The following is a 14,691-nucleotide window of genomic DNA, read 5'->3' on the forward strand; positions in this document are numbered from 1 at the left end:
CAGCCGCGCCGATGATAGTGTGGCAGCTGCCATGTGAAAGTAGGTCACTGCCAGGCACCCAATTTAAAAAGCCCTTCACTGATGTGAAGGGCTTTTTTTCGTCTGCGTTAACCGTGAGTGGTGAATACTGCACGAAGGTAGGCACTGCTTTAGCTGTGCAATATTGCGCAGCAATATCTTTGCTCAAGCCCTCCATCTACCACCCCATTGCTAAATTTTAATCAATTCATCGCAACGGTAGGTTTGATACCAGAACTATGACTCACGCACACAATTTTAACATGGATCTCATGTCATTCGGCTGTGTGTTGGCTTGGAGAAAATCAATTGTTATTAATGGGTTAACTTATGACTCTGAGCGCTGTAGCTACGGGTCAGTATTAATTTTCGATATAGATATAGATCACATTTGACTCATTAATGTGAACATTTGCATCACATTAAAATAACACTTATGTTTTTTTTGCGGTATTATGAAGCTGTCTCCTCACCTGGCTAACGCTTTGCAGTGGAGAATGGAGGGCAGTGCCAAACGTCTCAACAGGATGTTGGCCAATAAAAACAGCGGGCAGTGAATGCCGGCGCATTGGCAGCAATTAACAAAGGGATCTGTTATGACCCAGAAAACAAGCACAACACCAAGCAAGAATCATGACTTGCTGTATTCATTACATGATAAACCTGGCTTCTGGCCTTCTTCATTCGCCGCCTTGCAGCATGTACTGGCCAGTTTGGTTGGGGTTATCACACCGACCCTGATCGTAGGTGGTGTCTTGGGGTTGGGCGAACACATTCCTTACATGATCAGTATGGCGTTGATTGTTTCAGGTGTGGGAACTTTTATTCAGTGTCGCCGAATCGGTCCCGTGGGTGCCGGTATGCTCTGTTTACAGGGTACGAGCTTTGCGTTCTTGACCGCCATATTATCGGCCGGCATGATCGTCAAGAGTCGCGGTGGTAGCCCTGAAGACATACTGGCAACGATTTTCGGTGTCAGTTTCTGTGCGGCCATTATCGAAATTTTCTTGAGCCGGGTCATTCATAAGTTACAAAAGATAATTACTCCCGTCGTCACCGGAACCATCATTATCCTGATTGGTATTCCCTTGATTAAAGTGGCGATGACCGATATCGGTGGTGGTTTTGGTGCCGAAAACTTCGGTTCTCTCGATAACTTGTTGTTGGCAGGCATAGTGCTGTTTAGTGTTATTCTGCTGAACCGTTCGAAGAACCCCATGATCCGGTTGGCCGCAGTGGTTATCGGCTTGGTATTGGGTATGACCGTTGCCTTCTTTATGGGACGCCTGGACTTCTCCAACCTGAGCAACCTGCCAATCGTTTCTGTTCCGGTTCCGTTCAAGTATGGTTTTCAGTTTGATTTGGCTGCCTTTATTCCATTGGCCATTCTGTTCTGTGTCAGTGCCATGGAAACAACAGGTGATTTGACGGCAAACTCCACCATCTCCGGAGAGCCAGTAAAAGGCCCGATTTACATGAATCGTATCCGTGGCGGTGTGTTGGCCGATGGCGTGAACTCCATGATTGCCGCTACCTTCAACAGCATGCCTTCTACTACCTTTAGCCAGAATAACGGTGTTATCGCCCTGACGGGTGTAGCCAGTCGGTTTGTCGGTATCTACATTGCTGCCATTCTGGTCATCATGGGTATTTTCCCCATCATTGGTGGCGTACTGCAGCAAATGCCCAAGCCCGTTCTGGGTGGCGCCACGCTAATTATGTTTGGTACTGTGGCCGTTGCAGGTATCCGTGTATTGTCTCACGCCAAGCTGGATCGTCGCGACATGATGATAGTGGCTATCTCGGTAGGCTTGGGTATCGGTGTTTCCAGCGTGCCTACAGTGTTGCAAGAGTTGCCAAAAACTCTGGCCAACATTCTGAGTTCACCGGTTGCCATGGGTGCCATTAGTGCCATTCTGCTGAGCATTATCCTGCCCGAGCAGAAGCATGAAGACGATGAGATTGAGGTGGTCGATACTACCTCGGCAGATCCTATGGCGGAAAAAAAATAGGTGAAGTTAGTTAACACTAACCTATAACGTAGTACTACAGCGCTAACCCTGGCTCACCTTCCCGGATTGTGTGTCAGGGTTTCTTACATCCGGGGTTATGCACACTTTCATTTTTATAGGAGTCGAAAGTCTTATGCAAAGCCCAAAAAGTATCTGGATAAAGCATCCATTGGCAACCTTGAGCCCCGACCACGCCGGTGGTCTGGTGGTGACAGATAACCGCATTACCGAGCTGGTCGCGGCAGGTCAAACGCCCTCTTTACCAGTCGATGAAGTATTTGATGCCAGTCAGCATGTCTTGTTGCCGGGCCTGATCAACGCCCACCACCATTTTTATCAAACCCTGACCCGTGCTCATCCGGTTGCCTTGAACAAGGCATTGTTTTCCTGGCTGACGTCACTGTATCCGGTATGGGCCAAATTACGGCCGGAAATGGTAGAGGTTTCTACCCAAATCGCGCTGGCGGAATTATTGATGTCGGGCTGCAGTACGGCCAGTGATCATCATTATTTGTTTCCGCAGGGGTTGGAAGATGCCATCGATATTCAGGTGGCACAGGCAAAACAACTGGGTGTGAGGGTGCACTTGACCCGTGGCTCCATGAGCCTGGGAGAAGAGCAAGGCGGTTTGCCACCACAAAGCACGGTCCAGGACGAAGCGACCATTATCGCCGACAGCGAGCGCTTGATAAAACGCTATCATGACCATCAGTCGGGCGCCATGGTTCGGGTCGCGCTGGCCCCTTGTTCGCCATTTTCGGTGAGTACCGAGCTGATGAAAATGTCGGCTCAGCTGGCAGAGCAGCATGATGTGCAGTTGCATACTCATTTGGCTGAAACCCATGATGAAACGGCATTTTGTCAAAAAATGTTCGGTATGCGCCCTGTCGATTATCTGGAATCGGTCGGCTGGCTCAGTAATCGAGTCTGGCTGGCTCATGGCATTCACTTCAATGACGAAGAGATAGGTCGGTTGGGTCAGGCAGGGGTGGGCATCGCTCATTGTCCTTCTTCCAACATGTTGCTGGCATCTGGCCAATGCCCGACGCTCGATTTGGAAGCGGCGGGTTGTCCGGTCGGCATAGGTGTGGACGGCTCCGCTTCTAACGATGGCTCCAATATGATCACCGAAGTGCGGCAAGCCCTGTTATTGCAGCGTTTGCGCTACGGTGCCAATGATATTACCCATCATAAGGTACTGGATTGGGCAACGCGCGGCTCAGCGGCCTGTTTGGGACGTGACGATATTGGCAAGATAGCCGTGGGCAAACAAGCCGATCTGGCGCTTTTTCGCCTGGACGATATTCAATTTGCCGGAGCGGGTGACCCATTGGCTGCGTTGGTATTGTGCGGTGCCAAACAGGCCGATCGTATGATGGTGGCGGGTCGCTGGCGACTGATTGATGGCACAGTGTGTGGACTCGATATTGAAGCCCTGAAAGCGAGACAGCGCGAATTGGCAGCACAGCTTATTTAATGATATCAGTCTATTACTAACCTAAAGATAGTTCAGGGCGCCATTATCGGCGCCCTTTATTTTGGCCATATTTTGTCGTTATGCCTGCATTATCTGTTGCTATCTGGTATAAACAGAGCCCATTTATCAAGACAAAAGATACGGGTATGCGTTGGGATCTTAAAGGCTGGGCCGCGCTGCATGTGCTGGCACTATTACTGTTTTTTACCTGGTGGTTTGGCTATTGGCAAGGGCTGGACGAAGGCATCTTCTGGTGGTTTAACCAGCGTCTGGTTACGGTGTCCGGTTTTGCCGAGTTCGTGGCGTTTGTCAATCAACGATGGATTGACGGTGCGGTCGCTATCTTGATGGCCGGATTCGTGTTCCGCCATGCCTGGCAAGTGACAGGGCGTGAGCGGGCTAAAATGGGCTGCTTGCTGTTGCTGATGGCCGGCTGTTTTTCACTGCAGGCGGCGGCCGGTAAAGCCTTGCCCGTCGAGCGAGCCAGCCCGACCATTGTGTATGAGCAGGCGGAACGGGTGAGTCAGTTGGTGCCCGAGATCAAGGCTAAAGACGCGTCGGGCGACTCTTTCCCCAGTGATCATGGCATCGGCTTCGCCACTTTTTTATTATTTGCCTGCTATCGCTTCCCACGTCGCTATTTATACGTGGTTGCGCCTTTGGTCTTCATTCTGGCTATGCCCAGAGTCATGTCGGGCGCGCACTGGTTTACCGACTTTATCTGTGGCTCCATCCCCTTGGCACTGATCACCGGAGCCTGGCTATTCCATACGCCTCTGGCTCATAGACTGACCGAGATTATGGTGACGCCAGTAGATAAATTGCTCACAAGATGGCGGCTGCAAGGCTAAGCCAGACCCTTGAGGTAGCTGTCAGCGAGCCGTTAAGCAAGGCACTAGGCAAAGGGCGACATTCGTGTCGCCCTTTTTATTACCTCACGCAGACAGGGTGACGCGTTCGCTGCAGGGCAGTATGTCGTAATCGACCATCACGGTTTCATTGGCAAGGTGACGACGCAGCATGTCGAGTGCGGCAAAGGCCAGCAAGCGGCGTTGAGAAAGCGGATCACGAAAGTGCATTTGCAGGGTTTGCACCTGGCAGCCTTGCTCGGTTTTCAGTGCCACAGGTACCCCTTGTGGCCCTTGGGCGCCAATGGCCAGGGTCATCGGTCGGGCAGAGGCCTGTAGCCAGTTTGCCAGATCCAGAGCTTCATCCGGCAATCCCGCCAGATAATGCCCTTCAAACTCCCGGGTAATGGTGCTGATGGTATCGGTCAGGCGCCCGCCGCTGGCATCTTCAAAAACCATCAAGTCTCTATCCAGCAATTTCGGACCAAGACTGGCGGCAAAATTCATCTCATCGCGCGCGACCAGATGCGTACCTACCTGTGCCAGCAGTTGGGCTTCGGCGATGGCAATGATGTCTGCGTTATCGGTTTCAATAATCAGTTTCAACTCTATGGTCGGCAGGTTGGCTCGATAGCCCAGAGTGACGCCGGAAGGCCAGGTTAAAGAGTCCAGCTTGTCGCTTAGCCCAGATTCCGAGAGTCCGAACAAGAAAAAACGACGCACCTGACTGTGACCATTTTGGCCCAGTTGGCGACGCATTCGCGGCAAGATCTCGTCTGTCATCATCTTTTTCAGCTCGGATGGCACGCCGGGCGTAAAGAAAAAGATGGCGCGATTAAGCTTGACCGCAAAGCCGCAGGCGGTGCCGACCGGGTTATCGACCAGCTCGGATCCCTGAGGCAACATGGCTTGTTTGCTGTTGCTTTTGGGCATGGCACGATTGCGGCTGGCATATTTCTGCTCCATGACATCCAGCCAGTGCTGATTCAGCTCGAGCGGCACACCGGCGGCGTCGGCCATGGCCTCGGCACTAATATCATCGGAGGTGGGGCCTAGCCCGCCGTTGACGATCACCAAATCGGCATGATGGCTGCGTTGTTCGAACAGCTCTACCAGATCGGCCTTGTCGTCACCCACGGTGAAACGGCGACGAACCTGCCAGCCCTGTTCCAGCAGTAGCTGAGAAAGCCAGCCGGCATTGGTGTCGGTAATTAACCCGGTGAGTACTTCATCACCTGTGCTTACCAGTTCAATAACGGGTTCCATAGTTGTCTTGTCCTTAAGGGGCGTTGGGCTGATTTTAACGTATATTGCGGCTTTGGCACACGTCAAGGATGACAAGACCCGCTGCTTTGTTGTAGATTTCTAGATGTCTAGACTTTCTTACCGATGCTGTACATGGAGTGAGCAAATGCCCATCAGAATTCCGGATCGCCTGCCAGCGGCCAATGTCCTGTCTCAGGAAAACATCTTCGTGATGACGGAGACCCGAGCGGTCAATCAGGAAATCCGCCCGATGCGCGTGCTGTTGCTTAACCTGATGCCGAAAAAAATTGAAACCGAAAATCAGCTGCTGCGCATGCTGTCCAACTCGCCGCTGCAAATTGGCGTCGACTTGCTGCGTATTGACGATCGCCCGTCAAAAAACACTCCCCAGTCGCACCTCGAAAGCTTTTATCATGACTTTGAACAGGTCAAGGATCAGTTTTATGATGGCTTGATTATTACCGGTGCTCCGCTTGGGCTGACCGATTTTTGCGATGTGGTGTACTGGGACAAAATAGAGCAGATTATCGACTGGGCCAAGAGTCATGTAACTTCTACCCTGTTTCTATGCTGGGCGGCGCAGGCGGGACTCAAAATACTTTATGGGCTGGATAAACGTACCCGATTAGAGAAGCTATCCGGGGTGTATGAGCACAATAACCTGGATCAATATGATCCCCTGGTGCGGGGCTTCGACGATGTGTTTTTGGCACCGCATTCTCGCTATGCGGATTTTCCGGTCGAGCTGTTGCGCGAAAAGACCGATTTAAAAATACTGGCGGCATCAGACAAGGCCGGCGTGTATCTGGCAGCCAGCCCGGACGGGCGTCAGGTGTTTGTCACCGGGCACCCCGAGTATGATGCCCATACTCTGCATAATGAATATCTGCGAGACTCAGAGGTAGGTATAGAACCTCAAATGCCGGAGAATTATTACCCCGATAACAATGCGGATAATTCACCACGAGCGACCTGGCGCAGTCATGGGCATTTGTTGTTTGCCAACTGGCTCAACTACCATGTTTATCAGTTGACGCCGTATGATCTGAACACACTCAGTGCCACCGGCGAGTCGCTCACCCGAGACTGAATACGATCATACGCCAGTTTCTCCGTTATACAGGGGCTGATACAAAAACGCCGACCGCATAATAGGGTCGGCGTTTTTCCAGGTCAAAAAGCTATCTACTCGATGGGAAAACCGGCCTTTTCAGCGGCTTTGGCCTTGTTGATCATGGGGGTAATGGTCATGCCCTGCACGATAATCGAGAACAAGACTATGGCGTAGGTCATCATTAAGATCAGATCTCGCAGCTCGATTTGGCCATCTGTGCCCAACTTGATGCCGGCAGGAATAGACAGCGCCATGGCCAGCGACAGGCCACCCCGTAAACCGCCCCAGGTCAGAATGCGTATCGAGAACTTGTTGTAGCCCCGAAAGCGGCGAAAGCCGACATAGGGCAGGGCCACGCTGATAAAGCGACCGGCCAGCACCAGAGGAATGCCGCACAGCACCAGAATCCAGGCTTGCCAGTGGAATTCCACCAACAGCATGGCCAGACCAATCAGCAGGAACAGCAGGGCGTTCAAGAATTCGTCCAGCAGATGCCAGAACTGATCCAGATATTTCTCACTCTGTTCGGAAAAGCCGGTATAGCGGGTCCAGTTACCGATCATGATACCGGCGACCACCATGGCCAGCGCGCCCGACACACCCAGCACATTGGCCAGCGCAAAACCGGCGGTCGGAATGCACAGCGTCATCAGTAGCTCCATGGAGCCGTCATCGGTGGCGCTGATCATCAGGTGTGCCATCAGGCCCAGCAGGGCGCCAAAAATGATGCCGCCAACCGCTTCATGAGTGAACAGTGTCATCACAGAGCCAAAAGTCGCTTCTGTGCCATTAAATGCGACGGCAAAAATGGTCAGGAAAATCACCAGTCCAATGCCGTCGTTAAACAGTGACTCACCTTCTATCTGGATGGCAATCTGCTCCGGTGCCCCCAGTTTTTTCACGATGGCCAGTACGGCAATGGGGTCGGTCGGGGAAATTAGCGCACCAAACAGCAGGCAATAAATAAACGGCAACGGAATGGCGGCGACATAGGCTAACAGCCAGAGGCCCGCAGCCACTATGGCGGTAGAAATCAGCACGCCAAAAATGACCAGTATCGATATTTCCCACTTCTGACTTTTCATGGCGGGCAGATTGATGCCCAGGCCACCGGCAAACAGCAAGAAGCCCAGAATCCCCTGCAGCAGAAACTCGCCAAAATCGACGGTTTCCAGGGTGGTAACCGCGTGGATCTGCAGTTCTGGCCAGGTGGTTTTTCCTAGAATTAACATCAGGATAGAGATAATGAGGGCGCCAAAGGTAATGGCAATGGTGGTTTGTATTTTCATTATGTATTGATTGACGAAAGCGATCGTGATCGCCGTAGCCGCCAAAAAACACAAAGTGTAATAGACGCTCATAAAGACAGTTCCGATTTAGAGATTTTATTATAGTTGCAAGCTAAGTTAGCTGGTCGTTGCCAGCGGTGCATAGTGTGCCTTAATTGCATAATCTTCCCTAGAAAAAACTGCGGTTAAATCGCGCACTTTTGCCAATTTTTCGGGCTTTTTTATTATCGGCCCTGTAGATGGCTGGATTTCCAATCACGTATTTTGTGATAGCATGGGGATCGCTTAAGGAATCAGGTTGTAACAGGAGTTAGCAGTGTCCAGATCCCCCGTTTTTTCCCAGCTCGAACAGGCTCTCGCCGAACGTATTTTGATCATCGACGGTGGCATGGGCACCATGATCCAGTCTCATCGACTGGACGAAGCGGCTTATCGCGGTGAGCGCTTTGCCGATTGGCCATCCGATCTGAAAGGTAACAATGACCTGCTGGTGCTGAGTCAGCCTGAGCTGATTGCCCAAATTCACAGCGACTACTTTGCCGCTGGCGCGGACATCATAGAAACCAACACCTTCAACGCCACTCATATCGCCATGGCCGATTACCAGATGGAATCGCTGGCAGTAGAAATGAACTATGAGGCGGCCAAACTGGCACGCCGGGTGGCGGATGAATGGACGGCCAAAGAGCCCCATAAACCGCGCTTCGTGGCCGGGGTACTGGGCCCAACCAACAGAACCGCGTCCATTTCTCCCGATGTAAACGATGCCGGTTACCGTAACGTAACCTTCGATCAACTGGTGGCGGCTTATACCGAAGCCACTCAGGCATTGCTCGACGGTGGCGCCCACTTGATCATGATCGAAACCATTTTCGATACCCTGAACGCCAAAGCCGCGGTATTTGCCATCGAAACCCTGTTCGACAAGCTGGGAACCCGAGTGCCGGTGATGATTTCGGGCACCATTACCGATGCCTCCGGCCGTACCCTGACCGGCCAGACCACGGAAGCCTTTTATCACTCGCTGCGTCACGCCAACCCTATTTCCTTTGGCTTGAACTGTGCGCTTGGCCCCAAGGAATTACGCCAATATGTAGCCGAGTTATCCCGCATCAGCGAAACCTATGTCTCGGCGCATCCCAATGCCGGCCTGCCCAACGCCTTCGGTGAATATGATCTGGAAGCCGATGAAATGGCCGAGCATATTCGCGAATGGGCCGAAAGTGGCTTTTTGAACCTGGTGGGGGGCTGCTGTGGCTCCACGCCCGAGCATATTCGGGTAATGGCCGAGGCGGTGGCTGGCATCAAGCCGCGGGTGTTGCCCGAGATCTCGGTTGCCTGTCGCTTGTCCGGTCTGGAGCCGTTTCAGATCAGCGCCGACACCATGTTTGTCAACGTGGGCGAACGGACCAACGTCACCGGTTCTGCCAGGTTCAAACGGCTGATAAAAGAAGAGAAATACGACGAGGCGCTGGAAGTGGCGCTGCAACAGGTAGAAAGCGGCGCCCAGATCATCGACATCAACATGGATGAAGGCATGCTGGATGCGGTGGCCTGTATGACTCGCTTCCTCAACCTGATTGCCGGCGAACCGGATATCTCCCGCGTGCCCATCATGCTCGACTCTTCCAAATGGGAAGTGCTGGAAGCAGGCCTGAAGTGTATTCAGGGCAAGGGCATAGTGAACTCCATCTCGATGAAGGAAGGGGTTGAGCCGTTTATCGAACAGGCCAAACTGGTGCGCCGCTACGGTGCAGCCGTGATCGTGATGGCGTTCGACGAGGTCGGTCAGGCCGATACCCGGGAGCGAAAGTTCGAGATCTGTCAGCGGGCCTATCGCATTCTGGTTGATGAAGTGGGCTTTCCGCCGGAAGACATCATTTTCGACCCCAATATTTTCGCCGTGGCTACCGGTATCGAAGAGCATAACAACTATGCGGTCGAGTTTATCGAGGCGGTGAAAGACATCAAAACCCACCTGCCGCATGCCATGATTTCCGGCGGTGTGTCCAACGTATCGTTTTCGTTCCGCGGTAACGAAGTGGTGCGCGAGGCCATTCACTCTGTGTTCTTGTATCACGCGGTACGCAACGGCATGGACATGGGCATAGTGAATGCCGGTCAGCTGGCGATTTACGAAGATATCGAGCCCGAGCTGAAAGAAAAAGTCATCGCCGTGGTGCTGAACGAGAACGAAGATGCCACCGAGGCCTTGCTGGAAATCGCCGAGCGTTATCGTAACAGCGGCAGTGAAGCGGTGGATCCACGAAATCTGGAATGGCGCAGCTGGCCGGTAAACGAGCGTCTGGCCCATTCACTGGTAAAAGGTCTGACCGACTTTATCGAGGAAGATACCGAAGCGGCGCGACAGGAAGCGACTCGTCCGTTGGACGTGATCGAAGGTCCCTTGATGGACGGCATGAACGTGGTGGGCGACCTGTTTGGCGAGGGCAAGATGTTCCTGCCGCAGGTGGTAAAGTCGGCACGCGTCATGAAGCGCGCCGTGGCCTACCTCAACCCCTATATCGAGGCCAGCAAGGAAGTGGGCCAGACCAACGGCCGCGTGGTAATGGCCACGGTCAAGGGCGACGTGCATGACATCGGCAAGAACATCGTTGGCGTGGTGCTGCAGTGTAATAACTTTGAAGTGATCGACTTGGGTGTAATGGTGCCCTGCGAGAAAATCCTGCAAACCGCGCGCGAAACCAATGCCGACATGATAGGCCTCTCTGGTCTTATCACACCGTCACTGGACGAAATGGTCAACGTGGCCAAGGAAATGCAGCGCCAGGGCTTTACCATACCGCTGCTGATCGGTGGCGCTACTACATCCAAGGCGCACACGGCGGTTAAAATCGAGCAGAACTACGATGAGCCTGTGGTCTATGTATCCAACGCTTCCCGCGCCGTAGGCGTGGTGCAAACCTTGCTGAGTAAAGAAAACAAACCGGCGTTTGTGGATCGCCTGAATAAAGAGTATGACGTGGTGCGTGATCAGCACGCCCGCAAAAAGCCGCGTACCAAGCCGATCCCCCTAGCCAAGGCGCGCGCCAACAAGGTTGACGTCGACTGGGCAAACTATGTGCCACCGGTACCCGCCAAGCCGGGAGTACACGAGTTCCATAACACGCCGATTTCTATCGTGCGCGAATACATCGACTGGTCTCCCTTCTTCATGACCTGGGGCCTGGCGGGCAAGTATCCGCGTATTCTGGAAGACGAAGTGGTGGGCGCTGAGGCCACCAAATTGTTTGCCGATGCCCAGGCCATGCTCGATAAACTGGAGCAGGACGGCACACTCAGTTGCGCCGGTGTGATTGGCTTGTTCCCGGCCAACAGTGTGGGTGACGACGTAGAAATTTACGCCGATGAGTCACGCAGTGAAGTGGTGCAAACGCTGCGTTTCCTGCGCCAGCAAACCGAGAAAAAAGACGGCTTTCCCAACTATTGCCTGGCGGACTACGTGGCCCCCAAAGGCACCCAGCCCGATTATGTGGGTGGCTTTGCGGTAACGGGGGGGATTGGAGAAGAAGACATCATTCGTCGTTATAAAGAGGCGGAAGATGACTATAACGCCATCTTGGCGGGTTCGGTGGCTGACCGTCTGGCGGAGGCCTTTGCCGAGTATCTGCACCTGCGGGTGCGCCGTGAATACTGGGGTTACGCTGCCGACGAGCAGCTGGCGAACGACGAATTGATCCGCGAAAAATACGTCGGTATTCGTCCGGCACCCGGTTATCCGGCCTGTCCCGAGCATACCGAAAAAGGTACGCTGTGGGACTGGTTAGAGGTAGAAAAACGTATCGGCATGAAATTGACCGAGTCCTACGCCATGTGGCCCGGTGCTGCCGTGGCCGGCTTCTACTTTTCGTATCCGGATACCCGCTATTTTGCGGTGGCACAGATTCAGGAAGATCAGTTGCTGGATTATGCCGATCGCAAGGGCATGACACGCGAAGAAGCAGAAAAATGGCTGGCGCCCAACCTGAGCGCCTAACGGTGTTGAGCGCTAGACGCTATTGAAGCTGACTGTGATTGACAAGGCGCCATTGGCGCCTTTTTATTAGTGAATTCTCGGCTCAACAGCACTAGCAATCACCTATTTACGGCAGGAGCGAGTATGCTTATCTGTAGGGTAGCCATCGCGTGAAAAACGGGCTGGTATCCTGCAATAAATGGCTGATTAAAAGCTGGACAGAATTCAGGCGATAACGTAGCTTCTGCGAAATTTATATTACCTTCAGACAGAGGGCCTGCCATGGCGGTTGCAACACCTGTGAAAAAGATGAGATGGCTGCTAGTAATGGTGCTGTTGTGTGCGGGAATCGGGCAGGCCAGCGCCGAGGCCAACCCTCGTTATGCGGCCATAGTATTGGATGCCGACAGTGGTGAAGTACTGCATGCGGCGCATGCCGATGCGCCGCGCTATCCGGCCTCGTTAACCAAGATGATGACGCTGTATCTGCTGTTCGACGCCATGGACAAGGGCCTGATGCGACTCGACACCGCCATGCCGGTGTCGGCACATGCGGCCTCCATGCCACAAACCAATATATCGCTGAAAAAAGGCGACCGGCTACGGGTGCGTGATGCTATTCCGGCACTGGTGGTACGCTCGGCCAACGATGCGGCTGTGGTGGTTGCAGAGGCGCTGGGTGGAACCGAGAGCGAGTTTGCCAGGATGATGACGGCCAAGGCCAAGGAAATGAAAATGACCTCGACCACGTTTCGCAATGCCTCTGGGTTGCCTAATGCACAGCAACGCACCACCGCCCGCGATCTGTCTATCCTGTCGATGCGATTGATGCAGGATCACGCCGATTATTACCACTATTTTTCGACGGCCTCTTTTACCTATGGGGGGAAAACCTACAATAGCCATAATCGCATGATTAAAAATTACCCGGGTACCGACGGCATGAAAACCGGTTATATCAATGCCTCGGGCTTTAACGTGGCGACCTCGACACTGAGAGGCGATCATCGTTTAATCGGCGTTGTCATGGGGGGACGCTCGGCCCAATCGCGCGATGCCGAAATGGTGGCATTGCTGGACAAGAGTTTTATACGAGCCGAACAGTTGGCCAAGTTGTCGCCCAAGGCGGCCAAACGCAGCCCAGCAGCCCCACCCAGCAAGGTGGTGGTGAGCACGCAAACGGTGCGCCAGGTGACTCGCCAGGCAACCAATACCCAGGTTAAAACGCAGCCGCCAGTCGTGGTCAAGACACTACCTCGGCCACTGGTTGGGGCTTCGCAACCTCAGGCCGTGTCCAGCGGACGTTTGTCTGCCGATTTGGGGTGGGCGGTGCAGGTGGGTTCTTTTCGTGCCTCAGAGCAGGCAAGGGATCGGGCCTCGGATGCGGCTCGCCGATTGGATGATATCGAGTTTGCTCAAGTTGCGGTGAACGAGGTGAGTATCAGTGATCGCACCTTGTTTCGGGCACAGTTGATTGGCCTTCAGCAAGAGCAGGCCAAACGCGCCTGCGAGCGTTTGGTGCTTCAGGGCATGGACTGTCTGGTCATTAAAATGCCGAACAGTTAAGCCTTTCGGGCAGCGGTATGCCTTAAGCGGTAATCGTTCATACACAGGGAAATACGAAACATATCCTGCCTGTCGTGATGCCGGACCTGCTTTGGCATCTTGCCAGAAAAAGAAATAGAAAAAGGGGCAACCTGAGTTGCCCCTTTTTGGGTCGTCTGCTTGGTTTAATCCGTAAACCGATATTGCTCCCTGCAATCCCTGACGTGCCTGTTCCCTGTTGGCGTTCCCTTTCCCGATCCGTCGGGCTGTCCCTGATGTCATCCTGACCGTTCGTCTTCCTGACTGAACGTGCCTCTCCATCCTGGAGGTATCCCTCTACCACGCCCGTGGTTGTCCTGTGCCGTCTTGGCAGCCTGTCATCCTGACTGGCTCTGTGCTCCCTGCGAGATAAATAATACCCCGATTCTTGAATCATTTTGCTCATCATAACAGTGATCTTGTTGCCTGTTAGTGCTTGAGTTTTTATCAAGGCTTTGAAAATAAAGAGTAATATATTTTTTTAGTGGCTGAAGGCGTCATCAGAAAGCGAATATTCCTCTCGCTCTTTGAGAGATCTCGCACAAGGAGTAACGCCAAACTCTTCTATTCAGGGCGCTGCGTTGGCTGTTGATGCTCGTGTTCCAGCAACCAGGCCTTGCGCGCGATGCCGCCGGCATAGCCCACCAGCTTGCCACTGGCGCCAATGACCCTGTGGCAGGGAATAATCAGCGCGATGGGATTGCGGCTATTGGCCAGCCCCACGGCGCGAACGGCCTTGGGATTATCGATCTGCAAGGCGATATCTTTATAACTGCGGTGCTCGCCATGGGGAATGCGTTGCAATGCCTGCCATACCCGCTGCTGAAAGTCGGTGCCTTGGGGAGCCAGTGGCAATTCAAAATGCTGGCGCTGGCTGGCAAAGTACTCATCCAGCTGCCGGCAGGCCTGATGTTGCAGTGGTGAGCCAGGGGCCATGGATTGTGTTATTTCATCACTAAAATGCAAGGCCGTAATCACTTCCGTCTGAGTGGCGTCGATGTCGGTTTCCAGGGTAATCCATCCCAGTGGGCAGGCGTGGGTGCAAAGGCTAGCCATGGCTGGCTCCTGTATAGATAGCGAGAGATAAATAATGAAGAGCGAGGTGCA

At 53.3% G+C, this 14,691-nt stretch carries 10 protein-coding genes; 6 read left to right on the plus strand and 4 right to left on the minus strand.

What is annotated here, in order from left to right; translation table 11 throughout:
• On the minus strand, positions 1 to 187 hold a 187-nt coding region (locus IEW52_RS15675; RefSeq protein WP_229667770.1), incomplete at its 3' end, for a hypothetical protein.
• A gap of 427 nt (positions 188 to 614) precedes the next feature.
• Between IEW52_RS15675 and IEW52_RS03350 the strand changes: the two genes are divergently transcribed.
• The 3 genes from IEW52_RS03350 to IEW52_RS03360 all read left to right on the plus strand — a co-directional run bounded on the left by IEW52_RS03350 (position 615) and on the right by IEW52_RS03360 (position 4,358).
• Positions 615 to 2,030, plus strand: coding sequence for a nucleobase:cation symporter-2 family protein (locus tag IEW52_RS03350; protein ID WP_188628668.1), 1,416 nt, complete (start codon positions 615 to 617; stop codon positions 2,028 to 2,030).
• A 133-nt stretch (positions 2,031 to 2,163) separates the two neighbouring features.
• Positions 2,164 to 3,507 (plus strand): 8-oxoguanine deaminase, encoded by a 1,344-nt coding sequence (locus IEW52_RS03355; protein ID WP_188628669.1) that lies wholly within the window; start codon positions 2,164 to 2,166, stop codon positions 3,505 to 3,507.
• A gap of 146 nt (positions 3,508 to 3,653) precedes the next feature.
• Positions 3,654 to 4,358, plus strand: coding sequence for a phosphatase PAP2 family protein (locus IEW52_RS03360; RefSeq protein ID WP_188628670.1), 705 nt, complete (start codon positions 3,654 to 3,656; stop codon positions 4,356 to 4,358).
• 84 nt (positions 4,359 to 4,442) lie between these two features.
• Here the strand turns inward: IEW52_RS03360 and IEW52_RS03365 are convergent, their stop codons facing one another.
• Positions 4,443 to 5,621, minus strand: a complete 1,179-nt coding sequence (locus IEW52_RS03365; RefSeq protein ID WP_188628671.1) for a CinA family nicotinamide mononucleotide deamidase-related protein — start codon at positions 5,619 to 5,621, stop codon at positions 4,443 to 4,445.
• A 145-nt stretch (positions 5,622 to 5,766) separates the two neighbouring features.
• Here IEW52_RS03365 and metA point away from each other — a divergent pair, with 145 nt between their 5' ends.
• On the plus strand, positions 5,767 to 6,711 hold the full coding sequence (gene metA, locus IEW52_RS03370; protein WP_188628672.1) for a homoserine O-acetyltransferase MetA: 945 nt from the start codon (positions 5,767 to 5,769) through the stop codon (positions 6,709 to 6,711).
• A 95-nt stretch (positions 6,712 to 6,806) separates the two neighbouring features.
• Here the strand turns inward: metA and IEW52_RS03375 are convergent, their stop codons facing one another.
• Positions 6,807 to 8,096: a cation:proton antiporter gene (locus IEW52_RS03375; RefSeq protein ID WP_188628673.1), complete on the minus strand. Its 1,290-nt coding sequence runs from the start codon at positions 8,094 to 8,096 to the stop codon at positions 6,807 to 6,809.
• A 244-nt stretch (positions 8,097 to 8,340) separates the two neighbouring features.
• Between IEW52_RS03375 and metH the strand changes: the two genes are divergently transcribed.
• The gene (gene metH, locus IEW52_RS03380; protein ID WP_188628674.1) at positions 8,341 to 12,021 is read left to right on the plus strand and encodes a methionine synthase; all 3,681 of its coding nucleotides are present in this window, start codon (positions 8,341 to 8,343) and stop codon (positions 12,019 to 12,021) included.
• A 288-nt stretch (positions 12,022 to 12,309) separates the two neighbouring features.
• On the plus strand, positions 12,310 to 13,566 hold the full coding sequence (locus IEW52_RS03385; protein WP_229667771.1) for a D-alanyl-D-alanine carboxypeptidase: 1,257 nt from the start codon (positions 12,310 to 12,312) through the stop codon (positions 13,564 to 13,566).
• Between the two features lie 582 nt (positions 13,567 to 14,148).
• On the opposite strand, the gene IEW52_RS03390 is transcribed toward IEW52_RS03385, so the two are convergent.
• Positions 14,149 to 14,640: a methylated-DNA--[protein]-cysteine S-methyltransferase gene (locus IEW52_RS03390; RefSeq protein WP_188628676.1), complete on the minus strand. Its 492-nt coding sequence runs from the start codon at positions 14,638 to 14,640 to the stop codon at positions 14,149 to 14,151.
• Positions 14,641 to 14,691 lie beyond the last annotated feature (51 nt).

The sequence above is a fragment of the Oceanisphaera marina genome (assembly GCF_014643915.1).
Classification (GTDB): Bacteria; Pseudomonadota; Gammaproteobacteria; order Enterobacterales; family Aeromonadaceae; genus Oceanimonas; species Oceanimonas marina.